The 23,676-nt window shown below is 68.3% G+C and carries 22 protein-coding genes and 1 pseudogene; 17 read left to right on the plus strand and 6 right to left on the minus strand.

The genetic code is table 11. The features are described 5' to 3' along the window. Positions 1-151 precede the first annotated feature (151 nt). On the plus strand, positions 152-2,434 hold the full coding sequence (locus tag ACWH43_RS19490) for a glycoside hydrolase family 31 protein (protein ID WP_158446959.1): 2,283 nt from the start codon (positions 152-154) through the stop codon (positions 2,432-2,434). Positions 2,435-2,579: 145 nt separating this feature from the next. Then, positions 2,580-3,278 (plus strand): SDR family oxidoreductase, encoded by a 699-nt coding sequence (locus ACWH43_RS19495; RefSeq protein ID WP_158446960.1) that lies wholly within the window; start codon positions 2,580-2,582, stop codon positions 3,276-3,278. Positions 3,279-3,300: 22 nt separating this feature from the next. Here ACWH43_RS19495 and ACWH43_RS19500 read toward each other — a convergent pair whose 3' ends face one another. Both ACWH43_RS19500 and ACWH43_RS19505 read right to left on the minus strand, forming a co-directional pair. Further along, entirely contained in the window at positions 3,301-3,747 is a 447-nt protein-coding gene (locus ACWH43_RS19500; RefSeq protein WP_158446961.1) for an RbsD/FucU family protein, read from the minus strand. Further along, complete coding sequence (locus tag ACWH43_RS19505) at positions 3,741-4,769, minus strand: aldo/keto reductase (protein ID WP_260349648.1); 1,029 nt, start codon at positions 4,767-4,769, stop codon at positions 3,741-3,743. The genes ACWH43_RS19500 and ACWH43_RS19505 overlap by 7 nt, the downstream gene beginning before the upstream one ends. Before the next feature lie 130 nt (positions 4,770-4,899). Between ACWH43_RS19505 and ACWH43_RS19510 the strand changes: the two genes are divergently transcribed. Continuing rightward, on the plus strand, positions 4,900-6,243 hold the full coding sequence (locus tag ACWH43_RS19510) for an amidase (RefSeq protein ID WP_158448400.1): 1,344 nt from the start codon (positions 4,900-4,902) through the stop codon (positions 6,241-6,243). Between the two features lie 16 nt (positions 6,244-6,259). On the opposite strand, the gene ACWH43_RS19515 is transcribed toward ACWH43_RS19510, so the two are convergent. Both ACWH43_RS19515 and ACWH43_RS19520 read right to left on the minus strand, forming a co-directional pair. Further along, positions 6,260-7,471 (minus strand): MFS transporter, encoded by a 1,212-nt coding sequence (locus tag ACWH43_RS19515; RefSeq protein WP_158448401.1) that lies wholly within the window; start codon positions 7,469-7,471, stop codon positions 6,260-6,262. A gap of 191 nt (positions 7,472-7,662) precedes the next feature. Then, the gene (locus ACWH43_RS19520) at positions 7,663-8,223 is read right to left on the minus strand and encodes an acyl-CoA thioesterase (RefSeq protein ID WP_158448402.1); all 561 of its coding nucleotides are present in this window, start codon (positions 8,221-8,223) and stop codon (positions 7,663-7,665) included. Between the two features lie 113 nt (positions 8,224-8,336). Here ACWH43_RS19520 and ACWH43_RS19525 point away from each other — a divergent pair, with 113 nt between their 5' ends. From ACWH43_RS19525 to ACWH43_RS19535, 3 genes are all read left to right on the plus strand, one after another. Beyond that, complete coding sequence (locus ACWH43_RS19525) at positions 8,337-8,849, plus strand: tyrosine phosphatase family protein (protein WP_158448403.1); 513 nt, start codon at positions 8,337-8,339, stop codon at positions 8,847-8,849. Positions 8,850-8,977: 128 nt separating this feature from the next. Next, entirely contained in the window at positions 8,978-9,442 is a 465-nt protein-coding gene (locus ACWH43_RS19530; RefSeq protein WP_260349650.1) for an Lrp/AsnC family transcriptional regulator, read from the plus strand. A gap of 158 nt (positions 9,443-9,600) precedes the next feature. Then, entirely contained in the window at positions 9,601-9,870 is a 270-nt protein-coding gene (locus ACWH43_RS19535; protein WP_260349651.1) for an exodeoxyribonuclease VII small subunit, read from the plus strand. A 703-nt stretch (positions 9,871-10,573) separates the two neighbouring features. Here the strand turns inward: ACWH43_RS19535 and ACWH43_RS19540 are convergent. Further along, complete coding sequence (locus ACWH43_RS19540) at positions 10,574-11,479, minus strand: LysR family transcriptional regulator (protein WP_158446280.1); 906 nt, start codon at positions 11,477-11,479, stop codon at positions 10,574-10,576. Between the two features lie 185 nt (positions 11,480-11,664). Between ACWH43_RS19540 and ACWH43_RS19545 the strand changes: the two genes are divergently transcribed. The 6 genes from ACWH43_RS19545 to ACWH43_RS19570 are packed head-to-tail and all read left to right on the plus strand — an operon-like array spanning position 11,665 to position 17,513. Further along, complete coding sequence (locus tag ACWH43_RS19545) at positions 11,665-13,272, plus strand: ABC transporter substrate-binding protein (RefSeq protein ID WP_260349654.1); 1,608 nt, start codon at positions 11,665-11,667, stop codon at positions 13,270-13,272. 29 nt (positions 13,273-13,301) lie between these two features. Then, positions 13,302-14,147 carry an ATP-binding cassette domain-containing protein gene (locus ACWH43_RS19550; RefSeq protein ID WP_158446282.1) on the plus strand — a complete coding sequence of 282 codons (846 nt, stop codon included), beginning with the start codon at positions 13,302-13,304 and terminating at the stop codon, positions 14,145-14,147. A gap of 3 nt (positions 14,148-14,150) precedes the next feature. Continuing rightward, the gene (locus tag ACWH43_RS19555; RefSeq protein ID WP_158446283.1) at positions 14,151-15,122 is read left to right on the plus strand and encodes an ABC transporter permease; all 972 of its coding nucleotides are present in this window, start codon (positions 14,151-14,153) and stop codon (positions 15,120-15,122) included. Positions 15,123-15,124: 2 nt separating this feature from the next. Continuing rightward, positions 15,125-15,988 carry an ABC transporter permease gene (locus ACWH43_RS19560; protein WP_158446284.1) on the plus strand — a complete coding sequence of 288 codons (864 nt, stop codon included), beginning with the start codon at positions 15,125-15,127 and terminating at the stop codon, positions 15,986-15,988. A 4-nt stretch (positions 15,989-15,992) separates the two neighbouring features. Then, complete coding sequence (locus ACWH43_RS19565; protein WP_158446285.1) at positions 15,993-17,030, plus strand: ABC transporter ATP-binding protein; 1,038 nt, start codon at positions 15,993-15,995, stop codon at positions 17,028-17,030. Positions 17,031-17,069: 39 nt separating this feature from the next. Beyond that, positions 17,070-17,513: a gamma-glutamylcyclotransferase family protein gene (locus ACWH43_RS19570; protein WP_158446286.1), complete on the plus strand. Its 444-nt coding sequence runs from the start codon at positions 17,070-17,072 to the stop codon at positions 17,511-17,513. Between the two features lie 436 nt (positions 17,514-17,949). On the opposite strand, the gene ACWH43_RS19575 is transcribed toward ACWH43_RS19570, so the two are convergent. Beyond that, positions 17,950-18,765 carry an IclR family transcriptional regulator gene (locus ACWH43_RS19575; protein WP_158446287.1) on the minus strand — a complete coding sequence of 272 codons (816 nt, stop codon included), beginning with the start codon at positions 18,763-18,765 and terminating at the stop codon, positions 17,950-17,952. 44 nt (positions 18,766-18,809) lie between these two features. On the opposite strand from ACWH43_RS19575, the gene ACWH43_RS19580 reads away from it, so the two are divergent. The 5 genes and pseudogenes from ACWH43_RS19580 to ACWH43_RS19600 all read left to right on the plus strand — a co-directional run. After that, positions 18,810-20,510 carry a thiamine pyrophosphate-binding protein gene (locus ACWH43_RS19580; RefSeq protein ID WP_158446288.1) on the plus strand — a complete coding sequence of 567 codons (1,701 nt, stop codon included), beginning with the start codon at positions 18,810-18,812 and terminating at the stop codon, positions 20,508-20,510. 86 nt (positions 20,511-20,596) lie between these two features. Further along, positions 20,597-21,388 carry a transporter substrate-binding domain-containing protein gene (locus ACWH43_RS19585; RefSeq protein WP_260349656.1) on the plus strand — a complete coding sequence of 264 codons (792 nt, stop codon included), beginning with the start codon at positions 20,597-20,599 and terminating at the stop codon, positions 21,386-21,388. A gap of 74 nt (positions 21,389-21,462) precedes the next feature. Further along, positions 21,463-22,131 (plus strand): amino acid ABC transporter permease, encoded by a 669-nt coding sequence (locus ACWH43_RS19590; RefSeq protein WP_158446290.1) that lies wholly within the window; start codon positions 21,463-21,465, stop codon positions 22,129-22,131. Next, positions 22,116-22,898 (plus strand): amino acid ABC transporter ATP-binding protein, encoded by a 783-nt coding sequence (locus ACWH43_RS19595; RefSeq protein ID WP_311734886.1) that lies wholly within the window; start codon positions 22,116-22,118, stop codon positions 22,896-22,898. The genes ACWH43_RS19590 and ACWH43_RS19595 overlap by 16 nt, the downstream gene beginning before the upstream one ends. Before the next feature lie 293 nt (positions 22,899-23,191). Beyond that, positions 23,192-23,442, plus strand: a pseudogene (locus ACWH43_RS19600) (transposase); the annotation flags it as partial. Between the last annotated feature and the right edge of the window lie 234 nt (positions 23,443-23,676).

Below are 23,676 nucleotides of genomic sequence, written 5' to 3' on the forward strand. Positions count from 1 at the left end.
CTGAGCCCGGAACCCGGAGCCGATGCGCTCTCGAGAGAGGCTGAGCCGTCCGATTCTATCGACAACGGCATCGGCTCCGGGTTCCGGGCTCTTCGCTCCGCGAAGCCGCGGAAAGACGGCGAGTGAGATTTCGAGGTTCGGAGACCATCCCATGAAAGCCCTGACGCAAGGCCGCTATCTCGGCCGCGACGGCGAAGCCGCCCTGTTCGATCTCGGGCGCGGCGACACGCTGGCCGTCCGCATCCTCGAGAGCGATATCGGCCGGGTGACGCTGAAGCCGCAGGACGGCTACCGGCTCGACCGCGGCTGGTCGATCGCCCCCGGCGGGCTGGAGCCGCCCTATGAGGGCCGTCGGCGCGACGATCACTCCGGCTTCTCCTGCCCCAGGACGGAGATCACGGCCGACGACGACAAGGTCGTGATCGAAGGCGCCGGCCTTTCGGCCGTGGTCACGCTCGCGCCCTTCGGCATCGCCTGGCATCGCGAGGGCGAGGACCGGCCCTTCCTGCAGGACCGCGCGACGCAGGCCTATCTGGTGTCCCCGCGCACCGGCGCGCTGGCGCATTACATGGCGCGCGACGAGCGCGAGCGCCATTACGGGCTGGGCGACAAGGCCGGCCCCCTCGACCGGACCGGCCGCCGCTTCGCCATCGATGCGGTCGACCCCTGCGGCTTCGACGCGGAACTCTCCGACCCGCTCTACAAGATGCTGCCCTTCTTCATCGTCGACGGGCCGGCCGGCGCGCATGGCGTCTATTACGACAACCTCTCGACCGGCAGCGTCGATTTCGGCTGCACGCTCGACAACTACCACGGCCTGTTCCGCTCCTGGAAAGGCGATGACGGCGACCTCGACTACTATGTCCTGGCCGGCCCGACCGTGCCGGACGTGGTCCGGCGCTTCTCCTGGCTGACCGGCGGGCAGGCCTTCGCCCCGCTCTGGTCCCTCGGCTTCGGCGTCACCTCGATGGCGATCGCCGACGCGCCCGACGCCGATGCCCGCATCAGCGACTTCATCGGCAAGCTGGAAGCGCATCGCATCCCCTGCGACTCGTTCCATTTCGGCTCGGGCTACACGCAGATCGGCCATCGCCGCTACGCCTTCAACTGGAACCGCGACAAGTTCCCGGACCCCAGGGCGACGATGCGGCGGCTGAACGACGCCGGCATCTTCACCGTCGCGAACCTCAAGCCCTGCCTGCTCGACGACCATCCGCGGCTGAAGGAGACGCTGGATGGCGGCTTCCTCGTCAAGGACGGCCAGACGGCCCAGCCGGCCGTCGCGCAGTTCTGGGACGGGCTCGGCTTCCATCTCGACTTCACCCATCCGCAGGGCCGGGTCTGGTGGCGCGACGGCATCGAGACGGCGCTGCTCGACTACGGCTTCGCCACGGTCTGGAACGACAACAACGAATACGAGATCTGGGACGAGGATGCCGTCTGCGACGGCGACGGCCGCCCCTTCCGGCAGGCGCTGGCGCGCCCGGCGCAGCCGCTGCTGATGACCAAGCTCTCCTACGAGGCGCAGGGCGCCCGCCAGCCCGGAAAGCGCCAATATGCGGTGACGCGCGGCGGCTGCGCCGGCATCTCGCGCTATGCCCAGACCTGGTCGGGCGACAACGAGACCGCCTGGAAGACGCTGCGCTACAACCTGACCCAGGGCCTCAACATGAGCCTGTCGGGAATGTTCAGCATCGGCCACGATGTCGGCGGCTTCCACGGCCCGACGCCGGGGCCGGAGCTGTTCGTGCGCTTCAACGAGTTCTGCTCGCTCTGGCCGCGCATGGTGATGAACTCCTGGAACGAGGACGGCGTCGTCACCCTGCCCTGGATGTATCCGGAGATGGTGCCGCAGGTGCGCGAGGCGATTTCCCTGCGCTACCGGCTGATGCCCTATCTCTACACGCTGATGTGGCGGGCCAGCCGCGACGGTACCCCGGCGGTGCGCCCGCTGCTCTGGGACTTCCCGCAGGACGCCGAAGCCGTGAGGACCGACGACGCCTTCATGCTCGGCCCCGACCTGCTGGTCGCGCCGGTGCTGGAGGAAGGCGCGCGGGAGCGCAGCGTCTACCTGCCGCGGCACGAGGGCGGCTGGCACGACTGGCATACGGGCCGGCATTTCGCCGGCGGCGCGGTCGCGACCGTGCCGGCGCCGCTCGGCCGCCTGCCGGTTTTCGTCCGCGCCGGCGCGCTGATCCCGCTCGGCGATCCGGCCGGCATCGGCGACCTGCGCGAGATCCTGGTCTGCGGCCTCGTCGAAGGCGCGACCGGCGAGCTCTACGAGGATGACGGCGAGACCGTCGACTGGCGCGGCGCGGGCGGAACGCTGATCCGCGTCCGGGTGCGCGACGGCGAGATCGAGATCCATCAGGAGGGGGCGGATGCGCCCTTCATCGACCGGATCGCGATCCGCAACCTCGGCGAGGGCGTCTGAGCCTCGGCGCCGATCCCGGCTCCGGTTGCTCATTCATGTCCGCCATGCGGAAGCACGGCCCGGCTCATGCGGCTTTGCTGTGGCATCGCAGGCGGCGGCGGTTCAAGAATGGCCGCCTATGCGCAGCGATTTGCGGGAGCAGGACATGGACAAGGTAGCGATCGTCACCGCCGGCGGCAGCGGCATGGGGGCGAGCACGGCGCGGCGGCTGGCGAAGGACGGCTACAAGGTCGCGATCCTGTCCTCCTCGGGCAAGGGCGAGGCTCTGGCCGCCGAGCTCGGCGGCCTCGGCGTCACCGGCTCGAACCAGTCCAGCGACGACGTGAAGCGGCTGGTCGACGCGACGCTGGAGCGCTGGGGGCGGATCGACGCGCTGGTCAACAGCGCCGGCCACGGTCCGCGCGCGCCGATCGTCGACATCACCGACGCGGACTGGCACAAGGGCCTCGACGTCTATTTCCTCAGCGCGGTCAGGCCGATCCGCCTGGTCACGCCGGTGATGCAGCGGCAGAAATCCGGCGCGATCGTCAACATCTCCACCGCCTGGGCCTTCGAGCCGAGCGAGATGTTCCCGACATCGGCGATGGCGCGCGCCGGGCTCGCCACCTTCACCAAGATCTATGCGGACCAATACGCCGCCGACAACATCCGCATCAACAACGTGCAGCCGGGCTGGATCGACAGCCTGCCGGCGACGGAGGCGCGCCGCGCCAGCGTGCCGATGCAGCGCTATGGCAGCGCCGACGAGATCGCCGGCACGGTCGCCTTCCTGCTCTCGGCCGATGCCGGCTACATCACCGGCCAGAACATCCGCGTCGACGGCGGCGTCACCCGCTCGATCTGACGCAAGCGGGCCGGTCGCCGGCTCAGCCGGCGATCACGCCCTTCCGGAGCAGGAAGCAGCCATAGGGCCGGGCGTCGCCGACCTGCACCACGCCGAAGGCCCTGCGCGCCGCCGTGTAGAAGGCGAAGCGCTCGAGGCCCGGCAGCGGCACGGGGGCGGCCCGCGCCGCGGCCACCGCGGCCTCGACCTCCTTCTGCACCGCGGGCACGGCCGCCGCATCGCCGACCACCAGCATGCGGCGGATCGGATCGGGCTCGAAATCGTCGATCGGCAGCACGGTCAGGATGGCGCGCACGACCTCGGCCATGGCGAGCCCCGGCAGGCGGACGATGCGGCCCGAAATGGTCGCCCGGGCGATCGTCTCGGCCGGATGGTTGGCGTCGACGACGGCAAGGTCGTCGCCATGGCCCATCGCGGCGAGCAGCCAGAGCAGGTCCGGGCCGAGGAGCGGGTCGATGGTCTTCAGCATGCCGGCACCGGAGCGTGGTCGGGAATGAGCCTTTCGGCCCTGAGATCGTCCCAGAGCGCGGCGGGCACCGGGCGGGCGACGAGGTCGAGATTGCGCGCGACCTCCTCCGGCGTGACGGCGCCGAGGACGACGGTCGCGACCGCCGGATGGGCGGCGGCGAAGGCGAGCGCCGCCTGCGGCAGAGCCACGCCATGGGCGGCGCAGACCGCCTCGATCCGCGCGACCCTGGCGAGGATCTCGGGCGGAGCCGGCCGGTAGTTGTAATAGGCGCCGGGCCGGGCGCCGGTGGCGAGGATGCCGGAATTGAAGACGCCGGCCAGCATGACCGCGATGTTCTTCTCCAACGCCAGCGGCAGGAAGCCGTCGAGCGCGCCCTGCTCCAGCAGGGAATAGCGCCCGGCCAGCATCATCACGTCGAAATCGCCGGCCCGGGCGAAGCGCTCGCACATCTGCGCCTCGTTGACGCCGACGCCGATCGCCCTGACCGCGCCGGAGGCGCGCAGCACCTCCAGCGCGCGATAGGCGCCGTCCATCGCCTCGGCGAAGCGCTGCTCCATCTGCTCGCCATGGGTCCAGACGTCGACGTCGTGGATCAGCAGAATGTCGACATGGTCGGTGCCGAGCCGGAGCAGCGACTGCTCCAGCGAGCGCATCGCGCCGTCATAGGAATAGTCGATCACCGCGGGGTGCGGCAGGCCGCCGCGATAGCCGGAGCCGTCGGTCTTCGGCGCGCCGGGCTTCATCCAGCGCCCGACCTTGGTCGAGACGATGACGCCGTCGCGCGGGACGCGCCGCAGCGCCGCGCCGATGCGATGCTCGGAGAGGCCGTGGCCGTAGAGCGGCGAGGTGTCGACGAGATTGATCCCGGCGGCGAGCGCGGCCGCGACCGTCTCCTGCGCCACGTCCTCGTCGAGATGCTGGTAGAGATCGCCGAGCGGGGCGCCGCCGAAGCCGATCAGAGCGGGCCGCATGCCGGCGATCGGCCGGCCCGGCACCGCCGCGACCGGTTCTGGATGATTCATCGAGGCCCCCGCATTCGTCCTGCGCCGCAGGAAACCATGTTCGCGGCGGAAATCAATCGCCCGCCCGGCGGGACTCTGCTAGGCCTCGGGGCCTTGAGCCGGTCGGGCCGGCGACCACCGCGAGCTGACGATGATCGAGACCCTTTCCGCCTTGCAGGATGCGCTCGCCGCGGGCCGCGCCACCTCGCAGGCCCTGACGGAAGCGGCGCTGGCCCGCGCCGGCACCGGCGAAGGCCCGCGCGCCTTCACCAGCCTCTATGGCGAGCGTGCCCTCGCGGCGGCGCGCGCCTCGGACCTGATGCGCCAGGCGGGCTTCGTGCGTTCCCCGCTGGAAGGCCTGCCGATCTCGATTAAGGACCTGTTCGACGTCGCCGGCGAGACGACCAGGGCCGGCAGCATCGCTCTTGACGGCGCCCCGGCCGCCACCGCGAACGCCGCGATCGTCGACCGGCTTCTGGCCGCCGGCGCGGTGCTGGTCGGCCGCACCAACATGACCGAATTCGCCTTCTCCGGCCTCGGCATCAACCCGCATTACGGCACGCCGCTCAACCCGTTCGACCGGGCGGGCGGGCGCATTCCCGGCGGCTCCTCCTCCGGCGCGGCCGTCTCGGTGACCGACGGCATGGCGGCGGCCGCCATCGGCACCGATACCGGCGGCTCGGTGCGCATTCCCGCCGCGCTGTGCGGCATCGCCGGCTTCAAGCCGACGGCGCGGCGCGTGCCGCGCGCGGGCTGCCTGCCGCTCTCGACCAGCCTCGACTCGATCGGCCCGCTGGCGCCGAGCCTGGCCTGCTGCGCCCTGCTCGACGCGGTGCTGTCGGGCTCCGGCGAGGCCGTTCCGGCGCCGGCCGAGATGGCCGGCCTGCGGCTTGCCGTGCCGACCACGCTCGCACTCGACGGCATGGACGCGACCGTCGCCGCCGCCTTCCGGCGCGCCCTCGACACGCTCGCGCGCGCGGGTGCCCGCATCATCGAGATCGCCGTGCCGGAATTCGCGGGGCTCGCCGGCCTCCAGGCCAAGGGCAGCTTCGCCGCCGCCGAGGCCTGGCACTGGCACCGCGCGCTGATCGCCGAGGCGGGCGAGCGCTACGATCCGCGCGTGCTGGTCCGCATCCGGCGCGGCGCCGAGATGGCGCTGGCGGATTATCTCGACCTCGTGGCGGCGCGCAAAGGCTGGATCGGAGCGGTCGAGGCACGGCTCGCCGGCTTCGATGCGCTGCTGATGCCGACGGTGCCCGTGGTCGCGCCGCGCATCGCCGACCTGGCGGACGAGGCGGCCTATGGCGCGACGAATCTGCTGATCCTCCGCAATTCCAGCCTGATCAACTTCCTCGACGGCTGCGCCGCGAGCCTGCCCTGCCATCGCGATGGCGAGGCTCCGGTCGGGCTGATGGTCGCCGGTGCCGGCGGGCAGGACCGGCGCATCCTCGCCGTCGGGCGGGCGATCGAGGCGGCGCTGGCCGCCGCCGGCTGAAGCGCTTCGCCCGCCCCTATCCGGCGGACGCCCTCAGCCGGGACCAGAGCGCGAAGAGCCCGAAGGCGCCGAGCTGGCCCGCGACGAGCAGGTACGACCAGGCGAAGCTCTCGGTCCGGCTCGCCAGAAAGGCGAAGACCAGCGGGCCGCAGACCGAGCCGACGAAGCCGAACAGGCTGGCGCCCGCGGTGACGTCGCCGATCAGCTCCGGTGGCGAAAGCCGGGCGAGCTCCGCCATATGGACGCCGTTCCAGCCCATGGTCGTGACCCCGACCAGGATCATGCAGCCATAGATCAGCAGCGGGTGGCCCGCGGCGAGCCAGACCAGGAGCAGGATCGCCGCGCTCGCCCCCAGCGCCAGGGCGCAGAGCAGCGACTGGCCGCTGCCCAGCCGGTCCGCGACCCAGCCGAAGAAGATGCGGGCGATCGTGCTCGCGGTCAGCAGCACCGCCATATAGGCGCCGGCCTCCGTCAGGCTTCTGCCGTGCTGCGTCACCATGAAGGTCGCCGTGAACGCGGTGACGCAGGCCTGGGTGATCGAGAACGCCACGCCGATCGCCGTCAGCATCGGCAGGGACGGATGCGCCGAGACGATCCGCGCGGCGCGGCCGAAGGAGGTCGGCGAGAGGAACATGCGCGCCCAGCGCTTCCTGACGGTGCCGCTCTCCCTGTCGAGACGGCGCTGGAAGATCTGCGCCAGCAGGGCACAGGCGAGCACGACGGCGATGAGCGCCGCGACCGTGCCGGAGAAGCCGCAGGCGAGGACGAGCGGCGCGACCGCGAGCCCCGCCATCGCGCCCCCGAGCGGCACGCCGGCCTGCTTGATCGAAAAGACGAGGGTGCGGTGGCGCGGCGGCGCGGTCCGCATCAGGATCTGGCTGCCGGCGGGCGTGTTCGGGGCGAGCCCCAGCCCCACCAGCAGCGCCCCGGCCAGCCCGACCGCCGCGACCGGCTGGGCCAGCAGGGCGAGCCCCAGTGCGACGCAGGCGAGGCCGAGTTGAAGCGTGCGGACGGGGCCGTAATGGTCGAGCATCGGGCCGCCGCAGGCGAGGAACCAGCAGATCCCCGCCGAGGTCATCGCCGAGATGTAGCCGATATTCTCGGGCGCCAGCCCCCAGCGCAGCGTCAGGATCGGGCCGAGGAGCGGGATCGCCGCGGCAGCGAAGGAGCTGGCGACCTGCACCAGGAGCGTCGCGCTCAGAGCGCTGCCCCACAATGGAAGCTTCACCGCGGATGTCCTCCCCCGGGCCGCGCCGCGCCCGGTTCCGCAGGCGGCCTCGACACAGGGCTATCCGGCAATCGCGAGGCTCTGGCGAGCGCGATTGGGCGCTGGCGCCCCTGCGCCTGACGCATGCTCAGGCTTGGGCGTCGTCTCGCCCGCCTGCCCCGTCGGGCGTCGTTGCAGCGCGGGCGGAACGGCTAGCGCTCGCCGCCCGCGGCGCTGCGCATCGCCTCCTCCGACGCCAGGAAGGCGGCGACCTCGGGGCTTGCCGGCGGGCTCTCGGCGGTGATGCCGATTTCCGCGAGCAGCCGCGCCACCGGCACATAGGCCTTCGCCCGGCGGTCGTAGAGCGCCGCCCGCACCAGCGCGACCGCCGCGACGATCTCGCCGCCGTCGCGCCCCCGCATCAGCATGCGGTGCTGCATCACCAGCCAGGTCTCGCCCCAGCACAGGATGCGCGTCTCCAGCCTGAAGGCGCGGAAGAGCCGCATCTCGCGGCGGAAGCGGATGGTGCCGGCATTGACCACCGGCAGCCAGCGATGCCGCAGGATCGCCCGCCACAGCCCGCTGCGCAGCACGAGGTCGGTGCGGCCGAGATCCATCAGCGTCCAGTAGCGGCCGTTGTTCATGTGCAGGCTGGCGTCGAGATCGTGAAACCAGACGCGGAACGGCAGGAGCGAGCCCTCCCCCGGCAGGTCCAGCCGCGGACGCTGCCGGGAGGTGACGAGAAGCCAGATGAGGCGGAACCAGAGGTTCATGGCGGCCTTTCGCTGCGCTGGAACGGTTCGGCCGCCTCCATGTCATGCGGGCGGCATGGCTGTCGATCATGCTATCGTCCGAAGCCGCCACGGCACAGCGACGGAGCCCCGGTTTGCCGACCCTGCATGTTTCCCCCCTGTCGAAGCTCGACGCCACCGTGGCGGCCTGCGGCGCGAGCCATCTCGTCTCGCTGATCAACGTCGCCGGCAGGGTCGAGCGGCCGGCGGGCATCGCGGAAAGCCGGCATCTGTTCCTCGGCATGTCCGACATCAGCGAGCCGACGGACGGCCATGTTCTGGCGGGCCGGGAGCATGTCGAGCGGCTGCTCGCCTTCGTCAGGGCCTGGGACCGGGCCGCGCCGCTCGTGATCCATTGCTGGGCCGGCATCAGCCGCTCGACCGCCGCGGCCTATATCACGGCCTGCGCGCTCGCCCCGGGGCGCGACGAGGGCGACGCCGCCGATGCGCTGCGCCGCGCCTCCCCCTCGGCGACGCCCAATGCCCGCCTCGTCGCCCTCGCCGATGCGGCGCTCGGGCGCGGCGGACGGATGATCCGCGCCATCGAGCGGATCGGCCGCGGCGCCGATGCCTTCGAGGGAAAGCCCTTCCTCCTGCCGCTGGAATGAGGCGCGGCCCCGGCCGCAACTTCCTGCGGGCCTGCGGCGTCCAGCCGTGGATACTGCCGGGCTTTCGCGCCCGCTTGCCTTCGCCGGATTTTGCGACGATTGATCGCGCGGGAGGACAAGCCGACATCATGACGATCGAACTCGACTCGCGCGACCGCTCCATCCTGCGCATCCTCCAGCAGGACGGGCGCATCACCAATTCGGACCTCGCCGAGAAGGTGCATCTGTCGCCCTCCGCTTGCCTCAGGCGCGTGCGCCAGCTCGAGGAGAGCGGGCTGATCCGCGGCTATGCGATGATGCTCGACGACAAGACGGCCGGGTTTCCGGGTACGGCCTTCGTCTTCGTCACCCTCGACCAGCAGGGCCGCGCCTCGCTGGAGAGCTTCGAGCAGGCCGTGCAGGACCTGCCGGAGATCCTGGAATGCCATCTGCTGGCGGGCGCGCACGACTATCTGATGCGGGTGATCTATCGCGACAGCGCCGATTTCGAGCGGATCCACACCGACATCCTCACGCAACTGCCCGGCGTGACGCGCGTGCAGTCGACGCTGACGCTGCGGACGATCAAGAAGACCTCCGCTCTCCCGGTCTAGATCATCGCCATCTCCCCGGGTCGATCCCAATGGCGGCGCGCGCTTCCCGGCCCGGCGCCAGGGGGAGCGGCTGCAGCAATTTCCGGCCGGCGCTGCCGCGGCGGGTTGCGGCGGAGCGCGCTCCGGTCGATAAGCTTGCGGCAAAGAGGAATCAGGCTGTGAGCGAAGACAAGACCCAAGCTGGACCCCATGCCGATGTCGCGGAGCTGCCTTTCGAGGTGGCGCTGAAGGAGCTTGAGGGCATCGTGGCGCGGCTCGAGCGCGGCGACGTGCCGCTCGAGGAATCCATCGCCATCTACACCCGCGGCGAGGCGCTGAAGGCGCGCTGCGACGCGCTGCTGAAGCAGGCGGAGGCCCGCATCGAGCGCATCACGCTGGGCGCCGACGGCAAGCCCACCGGCACGGCGCCGCTGGACGTCGGCAACTGAGGCGTCAGGCAGGTTCCGAAGCGTTACTGGCGCCGCATAGGTCGCCGGGATCCGGAAATCGAGCGGATGTTTGTTCACATCGGCGTCGAGATCGAGTTCCCCTGCTCGACAAGCTGCATCGCCGCCCGGGCGAACAGCTTCGACGCCGAGCCGGCCCGGAACATCGTGCGCTCGGCTCGACCGGCCAGCGGTTCTCCAGCTCGCGGCAGCCATAGTCCGTGGCGAAGAACGGCTGGACATCCCAGACGACGGTGACACCCCGCCCGCCGGCCGATGGCGGTCGCAGGCCTCTCAAGCCTTCGACGACATTCTCCATGTCCGCGTGAGCGGAGACGCGAGGTTCGCCATCAGGGACGGGGCGGCGGAAAGCGGCTCATAGGCCAGACCCGGTTCGGCAGCGCGAGCGATTCAAGCGGCCCGCGAGGCGGGCCTGCCGCGCCAAGCGCAATAACCGGACGGCGAAACCTTGAAGACGCGGGCCATGGTCGTGGGAACACGGCCTGATGCGCGCTCATGCAGCGAAAAGCCGTTCGGGTTCGCCTTGCTCTTCCGCGAGAACCAGGCTGCTGCCTGTGCCGTCTGCATCCTCTCCGCCACCTTCGGCGTCAAGGTCCGGACCAAGCGGGCCGTCTCCGGGTCAGCACCTTAACGACCCCAATCAAGAGAGGACACTAAGACCCTGGATGATAACTGTGCAGCGTGTCTAAGATGAGCCGTCAACGTAAAGTCGCGCTTCATCGCGCAGCCAGCCGACGAAGGCCTGGACGTTGACGTTTTCGTCGAAGCGCTTGGGGTAGACGACGAAATACGCGTCCTCGCAGCGCATCCGGTGCGAGCAGGCGACCATCAGCGCGCCCGACTGGATTTCCTCCCGGACCAAAAAATCCGGAAGGATCGCGACGCCGATGCCCGCAATCGCAGCCTGGATGACGAGGGAGTAGTACTCGAATTTTGGCCCGGCGATGCCGTTGACGCCGCTGGCGCCGGCATCGGCCAGCCAGTCGCGCCAGAGATAGGGCCGCGTCGTATGCTGCAGCAATGGCAGACGGGCAAAGCCGTCAGGGGCGGCCAGCGCTTCGCCGCCGACCAATTGGGGCGCGCAGACCGGGATGACATGCTCGTCCATCAGGTGGTGGATGCGGGCGCCCGGCCAGGTCGGGCTTCCGAAATGGATCGCGGCATGCGCCTTGTCCTCCTCGAAGCTGAACGGACGGATTTTCGAGATCAGGTTGATGTCGATGGTCGGATGCGCGGCGATGAAGCGCGCCAGCCGCGGCACCAGCCAGCGCGAGCCGAAGGTCGGCAGGCAGGCGACGGTCAGCACGCCGCCCTTGCGGCCATGCGAGAGCAGCCGGGTGGTCGCGACCTCGACCCGGTTCAGCAGGCTGCGCAGTTCCTCGGCATATTCCTCGGCTGCAACGGTCGGGGTGAGCCGCTGCTTGTCGCGCAGGAACAGATTCTGGCCAAGCAGCTCCTCCAGCGCAGCCAATCGGCGACTGACTGCGCTCTGGGTCAGATTGAGCTCGGCCGCGGCGCGGGTGACGCTGCGATGGCGCGCGACCGCTTCGAAACAGGCGAGATCCCGGGTCGGCGGCAAGGTCCTGCGCATGGGGCTCGCTCCCAACATCCTCATTCCAATCTGGAATGATCTGCATCGGAAATCAGCAATGGGCAAGCCGCCTGCCCGGCCCTAGCTTCCGATGCGAGGGAACGCGGCAGGCAGGCGCGACACCTGCGCTCGCATGACGGCGCGGGGCAACTTGCCGGCCCGATAGAACAAGAAAGGGGAGGACGATGAGGCTGGCGACGGCATTCGCAGGCGCGCTGATCGGGCTCGGCACCGGCATGGCTCTGGCGCAGCAGCCGGTTCCGGAGATCAAGGTACTGACCTGGCCCGCCGCCAAGTACCAGCACTATTTCGAGACCTCGAACTATGTCGCCGAAGGCTGGCGCAAGCTCGGTCTCAAGGTCACGCTCGACCCGCAGCCCTTCCCCAATCCGATGCTGTCGAAATGGTTCAAGGAGCACGATTTCGACGTGGTGATGTCGGTGCTGTCAGGCTCGCCGCAGCGTTCGGAACCGGACTTCTTCACCAACGCCCAGTTCAATTCGCGCAACAGCGCGCCGGGCGATTCCAATGTCGGCTCCTTCTCCAACGCGAAGGTCGACGAGCTCGGTGCCAGGCAACTCACGCTCTATGACGCGCAGGAGCGCCGCAAGGTGATCCATGAACTGCAACGCGTCCTGGCCGACGAGCAGCCGGAAACCGTGCTCGCCTATGTCGTCAACACCTTTGCGATGAACACCGCCAAGGTCGAGATCCCTGGCTATGAGGATACATCGGACGGGCCGCGCTCGCTCTGGAACATGCTGCGCCTGACCTCCAAGGCCGGCACGGCGGTCAAGATCGGCCGCACCATCGACCAAGGCACCTTCAACCCGCTGGCGGCGACGATCGTCGAGGACTTCAACACGCTGAGCCTGGTCTACGACAAGCTGGTCGAGCTCGGGCCCGACGGCTCGCCGCGCATGTGGCTCGCCGAAGGGCTGGAGGTGGTCGACCCGACCACCGTGGTGGTCAAGCTCCGCCAGGGCCACAGCTTCAACGACGGCAAGCCGGTCACCGCCGAGGACGTCAAGTTCTCCTTCGACTACCTGAAGCGCTGGGATGCCGCCTATTTCAAGAAATACCTGGAGAAGCTCGCCTCGGTCGAGGTGGTCGACGCCGCGACGGTACGCTTCAAGCTTACCGAGCCTTACGCACCCTTCATCATCAACACGCTCGGCCAGGTGCTCATCCTGCCCAAGCATGTCTGGGGCGACATCGTCGAGAAGACCGGCATCGCCAAGCCGCAGGACTTCCGCAACATGCCGCTCGTCGGAAGCGGCCCCTACACGCTGCGCTACTGGCGCGAGGGTCAGGAGATCTCGCTGCAGCGCCGGGCGGACCATTTCGCCAAGCCGGCCTCCGATCTGCTGATCGTCGTCTTCGGTTCGGCCGAACTCGTCGGCGCCGCGCTCAAGAAGGGCGACATCGACGTCTCCTTCCAGCCGATCGTGCCGACCGTGGTGAAGGAATTCGCCGCCGAGAAGAACATCAAGCTGATCCAGGCGCGCTCCAACGGCCATATGTCGATGCGCTACAACACGGCCCGCCCCGCGCTCGCCAGCAAGGCTTTGCGCCAGGCCACGGCGCATGCGATCCCCTACGAGGCGATCATCGAAGAGGTCCTGGGCGGCGATGCCGGCCGCAGCGCGACGCCGATCGTGCCGGTCAACGCCTTCTGGCACGATGCTTCGATCCCGTTGCCGGCCTACGACATCGACAAGGCCAGGGCGATCCTGAAGGCGGCCGGCTATAGCTGGGGCCCGGACGGCGCCCTGCGCTTCCCGGCCAAGTGATCGCCGCCGGTCCTGCGAGCGCTCCGCCGATGATCGACGTCCGCGACCTGACCAAGCACTATGCCGCGGCGGCGGGCCTGCGCTCGCTGCTGCCCGGCCGCCGCGGCCAGGTCACGCGGGCGGTCGAAGGCGTGAGCTTCGACATCGGCGCCGGCGAGGTGCTCGGCCTCGTCGGGGAATCCGGCAGCGGCAAGTCGACCACCGGGCGCCTGCTGGTCGGGCTGGAGACACCGAGTTCCGGCACGATCCGGATCGACGGCACCGACAGCACCGTCGCCCGCACCCGCGACAAGAGGGCCTTCCACCGTCAGGTCCAGATGATCTTCCAGGACCCTTACGGCGCCCTCAACCCGCAGCACACGGTCGGGGAACTCGTCGGACGACCGCTGCTCTACCAGGGCGTCCGCGACCGCGCCAAAGTGGCGGCAAGCGTCCGGTCCGTCCTCGCCGAGGTCGGCCTCAACCCGCCGGAGAGCCATCTCGACAAGCACCCGCACCAGCTCAGCGGCGGCCAGCGCCAGCGCGTCTGCATCGCCCGCGCCATCATCCTGGAGCCGCGCTTCCTCGTCGCCGACGAACCGGTCTCGATGCTCGACGTCTCGATCAAATGGGACATCGTGCGCCTGCTCAAGCGCCTCGCCCGCGATCGCGGCATCGCCATGCTCTACATCACCCACGACCTCGCCACGGTCGGCGCGGTCTGCGACCGGCTCGCCATCATGTATCGCGGCCGCATCGTCGAAACCGGCCCGGTCGAAGCGGTGCTGTCGGCGCCGAGCGATGCCTATACGCGCACGCTGATCGCGGCGATCCCCTCGGCCGACCCCGACATCGTGCGCGTCCCGCCGCCCGCGCTCGCGCAAGCGGCGGTCTGAACCATGGTCGGCTATCTCCTGCATCGCTTCTGGCACATGGTCCTGACGCTGTTCGCCATGGCGACGCTGATGTTCTTCCTGTTCCGGCTGCTGCCGGGTGACCCGACAGCGACCGTGATCAGCCCCTCGCTCTATCCCAAGGCGCAGGAGGCGATGCGCCAGCAATTCGGGCTCGATCGGCCGCTCTTCGAGCAATATCTGCTCTATCTGCGCAATCTCTGCGTCCTCGATTTCGGCTTCTCCTTCCAGACCAACCGGCCGGTCTTCGAGATGATCCAGGGCCGCCTGCTCAACACGATCCTGCTGATCCTGCCCTCGATGCTCGCCGCCTATCTGCTCGGCGCCATCATCGGCGCGGTCGCCGCCTGGAGGCGCGGCGGTACCACCGAGGTCGGCCTGGTGTTCACGGCGACGGCGTTGCAATCGGCGCCGCTGTTCTGGCTCGGCATGCTCGCGATCCTGCTGTTCTCGATCAAGCTCGACCTCTTCCCGATCGGTCATATCGTCACGCCTGGAGCATTCCCGGAACAGGACTGGCGGATGTATCTCTCCGCCGACTTCCTGCACCATCTGGCGCTGCCCTTCCTGGTCAACACGCTCTACCAGCTCTGTTTCCCGCTGCTGCTGATGCGTTCGACCATGCTCTCGACCATCGGGGAGGACTATATCGAGCTCGCCCGCATGAAGGGGCTGAGCGAGCGCCGCGTCCTCTTCGGCCATGCCGCCCGCAATGCGTTGCTGCCGCTGGCGACGACGCTGCCGATGATCCTCGGCTGGGCCGTGGCCGGCTCGGTGGTGATCGAGACGGTGTTCTCCTGGCCGGGGCTCGGCCTGCTGATGATCGAGGCGATCAGCCGTGCCGATTACCCGGTCGCGCAAGCCGCCTTCCTGCTCATCGCCGTGCTGACCGTGCTCGGCACCTTCATCGCCGACCTGCTCTACGGTCTGCTCGATCCACGCATCGTCTACGCCTGATCATGCCGACCATCATCCTCGACTTCTTCCGCGCGGTCTGGCGCGGCCCCTTCGGTCCCATCGGGTTGGTGATCCTCGGCCTTTGCCTCGCGCTCGCCATCTTCGGGCCGGCGATCGCGCCCTATGACCCGGTCGCCCGCAACTACGACGCCGCCGGCAAGCTGCTGCGGCTCGCGCCGCCCTCCTGGCAGCACTGGCTCGGAACCACGCTGCTCGGCCGGGACGTGCTCAGCCAGATGCTGGTCGGCGCCCGCCCCGCCCTGCTCGTCGGCGGATTGACCGCGCTCGGCACCGTCGTGATCGGCGTCAATATCGGCCTGATCGCCGGTTATTTCGGCGGCCGGATCGACTCCTTCCTGATGCGGCTGACCGACATGTTCCTCGGCCTGCCCTTTCTGCCCTTCATCATCATCGTGCTCTCGCTCACCGGCCGCAGCCTGACGACGATGGTGATCGCGATGACGCTCGTGATGTGGCGTTCGACGGCGCGGGTCGTGCGCGCCCAGGTGCTGTCGCTACGCGAGATGCCGTTCGTCGCCGCCGCCCATATCACCGGCGCCAGCGATCTTGCCATCATCTATCGCGAGATTGCGCCCAACATCATGCCGATCGCGCTGGTCAGCATCGCCTTCGCGCTCGCCTGGGCAATCATCACCGAGGCCAGCATCGGCTTCCTCGGCTTCGGCGATCCCTCCGTGGTGAGCTGGGGCTCGATCGTCTACGACGCCTATGCCTCGCAGATGATGTATCGCGCGCCCTGGTGGGTGGTGCCGCCCGGCATCGCGATCATGGTGCTGGTCTCGGCGGTCTATTTCGTCGGTCGCGCCTATGAGCAGGTCGTCAATCCGCGCCTGAGAACGGGCTGACGCCATGCCAGCAAACGACACCCGCCCTCTGCTCTCGATCGCCGGCCTCAGCGCGAGCTACGGCACGCCGCGCGGCCCAGCCAGCGCCCTTGCCCAGATCGACCTCGAACTCGGCAAGGGCGAGAATCTTGGCCTGATCGGCGAATCCGGCTGCGGTAAGAGCACGCTGCTCAAGACCGTGATGGGCGTGATGCCCGGCAATGCCCGCATCGACGCCGGCCACATCGCCTTCCAGGGCCGCGACCTCGTCTCCGCCAGCCCCGAGCAGCGCCGCGCCGTGCGCTGGGCCGGCATCTCGATGGTGACCCAGAGCGCCCTCAACGCGCTCAACCCCGTCCTGCGCGTCGGCGACCAGATCGCCGAGGCGATCCTCGCCCATCGCCAGGTCTCGCGCGCCGAGGCCTGGCGCCGCACGCAAGAGCTACTGGCCATGGTCGGCGTCGCGCCGGAACGCGCGCGCGACTATCCCCATCAGTTCTCCGGCGGCATGCGCCAGCGCGCCATCATCGCCATGGCGCTGGCGCTGGAGCCGCCACTCGTCCTCGCCGACGAGCCGACGACGGCGCTCGACGTCGTCGTGCAGGACCAGATCTTCCGCAGCCTGCGCGAGCTGCAGCAGCGGCTCGGATTCTCGCTGCTGCTGGTGACGCACGATCTCGCCCTGGTCATTGAGAACTGCGAGCGCGTCGCGGTGATGTATGCCGGCCAGATCGTCGAGACCGGGCCGACGCGCGACGTCATCCGCCGGCCGGCCCACCCCTATACACTCGGCCTGAAGAACGCCCTGCCGCGCCTCGGCAGCCGCGACGAGCCGATCGCCATCCCCGGCGGTCCGCCCGATCTCGTCGATCCGCCCCCGGGTTGCCGCTTCGCCGCGCGCTGCCCGTTCGCCCTGCCGCTCTGCCGGAGCGAGCCGCCGCAACTGGCCACCGTTGCACCGGGGCGGCGGGCGCGCTGCCACCGCGCCGCCGAGATCGACGCACTCGCCCCGCTCGCAGCCCTGCCGCAGACCTGGGACGCCCTGCGCGAGGGGCCGGGATGAACTGACCCTTTACAATCCAAATCTGCCAAGGAGACCGACGTGAACTACTTCGCCTATGCCAATCTGATGGACATCGACCTGATCCACGGCGTCGCGCCGTCGGCCAAGGCGCTCAGCATCGCCTGTCTGAAGGATTACGAACTCTCCTTCGGCAAGACCACGGACGGCGCCTATGACGGCGCACGGCTGGTCCCGTCCAAGGGCGCCGAGACCTGGGGCGTCCATTACGAGCTCTCCGACAGCGACATGGCGGCGATGGACAGGTCGGCTGGCACGGACAAGGGCCATTGGGCCCACAAGTCCATCATCCTTCACACGGCCAATGGCGAAGTCGTCAATTCGACGACCTACGACATGCCCAACCCGTCGGGGCCGGCGGGAGCGCCGGCGCACTATGTCGAGCCCCTGCTCAAGGGCGCCCGCGCCAACAAGCTGCCGCCGGCCTATATTGCGAAGCTGGAGAAGCTGCTGAAGGGCGCCTGATCGCCGCTTCGGTTTTCAGGAGGCTTCGGAATGAGGGCGTCTGCGCGACGTGTTCCTTGCCATGACGATGCCCTCCTGCTTTTCGCCCGCCGGGCTCGCCATGGCCGGCAGCCTCGCTGCCGATCCCCCGCATCTCGCCTGCGCGGCGAGATGCGGGCCCTGCGACCACCAGAGCCCCCCGGCTTCGACGGCAAGCGCTTGCACCGACAAAGATTGCCGATAAGTCTGGATGCCGCAATCGACCGGCGCTTCGCGATGAGCCAAGGTGGTGGCTGCCCCTCAGAATGACGAGGTCCGATCGCTCGGCCTCAAGCATCATGGGAGGAACAGTCACGGAGCACGATGCCGAAATCGGTATCTCGCTGAAAGAGAGCAGTATGCTCGACGTGTAGATGCCGACACGTGAAACGGTGAGGGTTCTTTCCAAGTCGACAACTCAGCGCGTCCAGCGATCATCGCCGATGCGGGCACCGAAACGGCGACCGAAGGCGAGGAGCGCGTCGACGATCGGCTGATCGTTGCCATCGGCCAGAGCGAACAGCGGATAGGAAACGCTGATCGCGATCGATGTGCCCTTGTGGCGCTCGGTGAGGGCGATCGAGATCGCCTTCACCCCGTCGAAGAGCTCCTGATCGGAAATGGCGTAGCCGCGCAGGCGCGTCAGAGAGAGCTCCCGCAGCAGGTCGTCGAGCGAATGCAGCGTCTGTTTCGTTGCCGCCGTCAGCGGCCCCTCGAACAGGCCGGGAATCTCCGCATCGGGCTTGAGCGAGAGCAGCGCCTTGCCCATCGCCGCGGCATGGGCCGGCAGCCTGTGCCCGGGCTCGACGGCAAACTGGATCGGCTGCGAGCCACGCACCGTCTTGAGCACAACGACCTCGGCGCCGGAGAGCACCCCCAACCAGGCCGTGTGCTGTGTCTCGCGCGCCAGCGCCTCCATTTCCCGTTGCGCCTGCTCGACGATGTCGAACTTGCGGTGGAAGCCGGCGGCGAGCTGGACGGCGAGAATTCCTGCGCCGTAGCGCTGGGTTAGCGGATCCTGCTCGATCAATCCGCCGCCCGCCAGAGAGGCCAGCAGGCGCGACGCCGTGCTGCGGTTCACCTTGAGGTGTCGGCTGACGTCGCCGACCCGCAGCTCGCCGCCGGATTCAACCATGAGCTGCAATGCGCTGACGGCCTTCTCGATCGATTTCATCCCGCCTCGCATTACGGCTTGACGTTGTGCGCAAGCAGCGCCACGATAAATTAACAACATGTTGCATAATACGCAACACAATCAAGACATCAAGGGAGAAGACGATGCGAGGAACCGGCGGCGCGCTGCTCTATGCGACCCTGAAGAGCCATGGGGTGACATGCCTGTTCGGGATGGAGGACCCGATTCACGTCTTCCACGCGGTCGACCGATCCTTCACCCGCATCGTCACGGTTCGCGACGAGAAGCATGCGGCGATCATGGCGCATGGCTATGCCCAGGTGACGGGGCGCCCCGGCGTCTGCGCGGCGACCTTCGGCCCCGGCGCGACCAATCTGATCACCGGCCTCCTGGAGGCGCAGCGCTCATCCGTGCCGGTGATCGCGCTGGTGCAGGACCATGCGCTGCGGCTGAAGAACAAGCATGCCAGCAGCGCGCTCGATCACGCGGCGGCGCTTGGCCCCTATGTCAAGGAAGTCATCCGCATCGACATGGCCGAGCAGGTGGGTGACGCGGTGCGCAAGGCGTTCCGGATCGCGACGACGGGGCGCCCCGGGCCGATCGTGCTGCTCTGCCCGGGCGATGTGATGGCGGTGGAAGCCGAGGCCGAGACCTGGGCGGATCCGGCCTATACCCATTTCCCGGCCAACCGGGTCCGGGCGAACCGGGAGTCGATCGCCGCTGCCGCGCAATTGCTGGCGGCGGCGCAGCGACCGCTATTGATCGCCGGCGGCGGCTCGATCATCTCGGGCGCCGCAGAGGAAATCCGCATCCTGGCGGAGCTGTTCGACATGCCAGTCGCGACGACGATGACCGGGCGCGGCGCCATCCCCGATTCGCATCCGCTGGCGGCTGGCCCCCTCGGCTCGACGACGGGTGGGCGCTACGGCCGCGGCCGCATCTCGAACACGCTGTTCGCCGAGGCGGATGTCGTTTTCGTGCTCGGCTCACGCACCGGACAGATCTGCTACAGCGACTGGTCGCTGCCGAAGCCCGGCACCAAGCTGATCCATCTCGACATCGACCCGGTCGAGATCGGCCGCAATTTCGCGACCGATGTCGCCATGGTCGGCGATGTCCGCGACACGCTGCGCGATCTGCTGGCCCATTGCGCCGAGCACGGGCTCGCGCGCACCGATGCGGCGAGCCGCGAGCGCCTCCACGCCCTGACCTGCGACTGGCGCGAAGAATTCTCCCCCGTCGCCGAATCCGACCAGACCCCGATCCGGCCGGAACGGCTGCTCGCCGAGATCTCGGCGCGGACGGATGAGAAGACCCTGATCGTCACCGATGCGAGCTACGTCACCGGCTGGGCGATGAGCCATATCGACGTGCCGAAGGCCGGCCGCTTCATCCTTTCGCCGCGCGGCACCGGCGGCATCGGCTGGAGCCTGCCCGCCGCGATCGGCGCCAAGACGGCCGATCCCTCGCTCAAGGTCGTCTGCGTCACCGGCGACGGTGCCTTCGGCTACGTCTTCAACGAGCTCGAAACCGCAGCGCGTTACGGCGTCGAGGTCCTCGTCGTCGTCTTCAACAACGGCACGCTCGGTTTCCAGCGCCACTGGGAACAGAAGGTGATGGGCCGCTATCTCGAATGCGACTTCCTCGACATCGACTTCGCCGATCTCGGCCGCGTGCTGAAATGCGACGGCGAGCGCATCGCCGACCCGGCCGGCATCGCCGCCGGCCTTGCACGCGGCCAGGCGGCGAAGGGGCCTTACGTACTCGACGTCCTGATCGACCCCGACGCGACGGCGCCGATCATCGGCTTCGAGAGCATCCTCGCCGCCGACGCCGTCCACTGAAGCCGCGTTCGTAAGGAATCGAAGGGCTGCCGGAGAGACAGCCCCGAACAAGGAGGGGAAACAGCATGTTGAAACGGATCGCAGCCATGACCTTGGCGGCCGCTCTCGCGGCAGCCGCGGCGCTCTCGGCGACGGCCGCCAAGGCCGGGCCGACGCTGGACCGGATCATCAAGGAGAAGAAGATGGTCGTGGGCGTCGCGCCCTGGAACCGCTTCGTCCTGCTCAATCCAAAGACCGGGGAGTACGAGGGCTTCATCGCCGACGACATCCGCAATTTCGAGCAGATGACCGGGATCAAGGTCCAGTTCGTCAACACGACCTGGAGCGGGCTGGTCGCCGGCCTTCAGGCCGGGCAATGGGACGTCGTGATGAGCGGCCTCGGCGCCACGCCCGAGCGCGCCACCGCCGTCGCCTTCACCGACCCGATCGGCTACCTGTCCTCGACCGCGATGGTGCGCGCCGACAGCCCGGTGCAGAATTTCGAGGATCTCGACAAGGCCGGCAATGTCGTCTCGGTCGTCACCGGCACCGCTGCCCAGCAATTCGCCCAGCGCCGCTTCAAAAACGCCAAGGTGACGCCGCTCGCCGACACCGCCGCGGCAGTGCTGGAGGTGATGCAGGGGCGCTCGACCGCCTATATCGGCGATTCCGTCTCGAACGCACTGCGCGCAGAGGAACGGCCGACCGAGCTGCGCAATGTCCGGTTCGCCCCCGACAAGACCGAGTGGACGACCATGAACCATGCCGTTCGCTACGCCGATCTCGACCTTATGGTGTTCCTCAACACCTATGTCCGGGCGATGCAACTGCGCGGCTGGTACCGCAGCCTCGCCGACAAGTGGAAGCTGCCGCCCGAGCTCGCTATCGGGCCGCGCTGACCGCCCGCCAATCCGGGCCGTGTCGTGCTCGCCGGCACGGCCCTATCCGCCTGCATCTCCGGTCGGGTCAGGACATGAACTACACCTTTCAATTCGGCATTCTCGCGGATTACGGGCCATATCTCGCCTGGGGACTCTGGCATGCGTGGTGGACGAGCTTTCCAGCCATCCTGTTTTCGACGCTCATCGGCGTCGCCTTGGCCGCGATGAGCATGTCGCGCCGCAGGCTGGTGCGCGGTGTTTCCATCGTCTTCGTCGACCTGTTCCGCACGCTGCCGGTGGTGGTGCTGCTGATCTGGATCCACTATGTGCTGCCGATCCTGACCGGCGCCTCGTTCTCGCCGACGGCGAGCTCGATCATCGCGCTCTCGCTGAACGGCGCGGCCCTCGCCTGCGAGGCCTTCAGGGGCGGGCTCGAGGCGATCCCTCAGACGCAGGCGCAGGCGGCACAGTCGCTCGGTTTCTCGCGCTGGAAGGTGATGCGCTACATCACCCTGCCGCAGGCCTTCTTCGCCACCCTGCCCTCGCTGACCAATGTCCATATCACCGTGATCAAGAACGTGACCGTGACGGTCCTGATCGCGGTGCCCGAGGTGATGTTCCGTGCGCAGGAGTTGACGGTCCAATTCTTCCGCCCGCTCGAATTCTATACCGGCGCGGCACTGCTCTATGTGGCGCTGATCTGGGGCTACACCGTCCTCATGCGGATGATCGAAAGGCTGCAGAAATGGCAACCGATCTGAAGGTGGTCCCCGCCATGCCGGCGGCGCCGGATTTCATCCGCATCCAGGATGTCCACAAATCCTACGGTGCGGTGAAGGTTCTGAACGGAATTTCGCTCGATGTTGCGGAGGGCGAGGTGCTGGTGCTGTGCGGGCCGAGCGGCTGCGGCAAGAGCACGCTGCTGCGCTGCATCAACGGTCTGGAGACGATCAATTCTGGCGCCATCACGGTCGGCGGTCGCAATGTCGGAACCGCCACACCGGGGGAATTGCAGTCGATCCGGCTCTCGACCGGTTTCGTTTTCCAGAACTTCAACCTGTTCCCGCACATGACGGCGCTGCAGAACATCGCGATCGCACCGATGAAGATCCTCGGCCATTCGACGCGCGAGGCCAGGGATGAGGGGCGCCGGCTGCTGGAGCGCGTGGGGATGGCCGACAAGGCCGATTCCTATCCGTTCCAACTCTCGGGTGGCCAGCGTCAGCGTGTCGCGATTGCGCGCGCCCTGGCGATGAAACCGACAGTGATGCTGTTCGACGAGCCAACTTCGGCGCTTGATCCCGAGATGCGCGAGGAAGTGCTGCAGGTGATCCGCCAGGTCCATCACGACCACGGCATGACCATGGTCGTGGTCACGCATGAGATCGGCTTCGCCAAGAGCGTCGCCAGCCGGGCGATGCTGCTCGACGCCGGCGAAATCGTCGAGGAGGCGCCGGCCCGCGCCTTCTTCGCCAATCCGGCCCAAAAGCGCACCCGTCGTTTCCTGCGGGCGATCGTCAACGATTGACGGCGGGCGAACCGGCCCGATCAAGCACTCGCCGGACGTTGGCCCTCGCTCCTGCCTCGCGCCGGCGCGCTGCCAAATCCGGCGAGACCGACATCCAAGGGCGCGTCAGTTCGCGTGCGTTCTGGCGCCTTGCGATCCGCTCCGCACGCTCCCTCCCCTCTTCCAGTGCGTCGAGCCGCTGGCCGGCACGCCAAGGCCGACGCCCCCGGTGACTTCGCGGGTCGGGCTGCGCAGAGGCAGCCCATTCCGGCGGGAGTTCCATTCCGAACGGTCGCCAGCGTTGGATAGACTTCGCCTGCAAGGGATACGATGCCGATCACCTCGCAAACAGGATCGCCCAAGCCGGCGCCGAGGTTGTGATCCCGCCCAAGCGCAACCGAAAGGTCCAACGGACCGATGACATCGAACTCTACAAGGAGCGAAATCGGATCGAGCGCTTCTTCGACAGGCTCAAGCAGTTCCGAAGGGTCGCAACACGATACGACAAACTCCTCACCTCATGAGCTTCGTCAAACTCGCCGCTATCCCTAGCTGGCTCAGATAGTTAATTCGTCACTACCGCCTAGGCTCAGGACTCATTGATCACAGAGGAAGCCTCGCTGAGTGACATGCGGCAATCCGTCCACACCTCCTAGGCACCCGGTGTGGTTACGCATCAAGCTAGCAGGTTCCGGGTTCGCCGAGCCGCCTAAGCAGCGCGCTGACCAGTTAAACGTTCCGAGAGCAATTTCGGATAGAGCCGAATTGGGAGTACTCCACCGCCGTGCTGCGCCCCTAG

The sequence above is a fragment of the Allobosea minatitlanensis genome, assembly GCF_964020775.1.